At 67.5% G+C, this 283-nt stretch carries 1 protein-coding gene; it reads right to left on the bottom strand.

Annotated elements, in window-relative coordinates; translation table 11 throughout:
• On the bottom strand, positions 1–283 hold a 283-nt coding region (locus CCN72_RS36860; RefSeq protein ID WP_425276207.1), incomplete at both ends, for a MinD/ParA family ATP-binding protein.

Raw genomic sequence — 283 nt, 5'->3', positions numbered from 1 at the left:
ATCAGCTGGTCGGCGAGGTCGAGCACCCCGCGCATGGCGCTGTACAGCAGACCGGTGCCGGAGTCGGTGAGGATGATCGGGTACTGGCGGCCGAGCACATCGATCGCGCGCCGGTAGTCCTCGTCGTTGAACGTGGTCGAGACGGCCGGGTCCACGTCATTGGCGATGATCTCCAGACCGGAGGGCGCCTGCGAGGTGAACCGGCGGATGTCCATGTACGAGTTCAGGTACGGGATCGCCTGGACCAGGTCGCGGATGGTGGCCCCGGTCTCCCGGCGCACCC

This window comes from Streptomyces murinus, assembly GCF_002154555.1.
Classification (GTDB): Bacteria; Actinomycetota; Actinomycetes; order Streptomycetales; family Streptomycetaceae; genus Streptomyces; species Streptomyces murinus.
The sequence above is the reverse complement of the archived record's forward strand: the minus strand, read 5'-3'. Positions and strand labels throughout refer to the sequence as shown.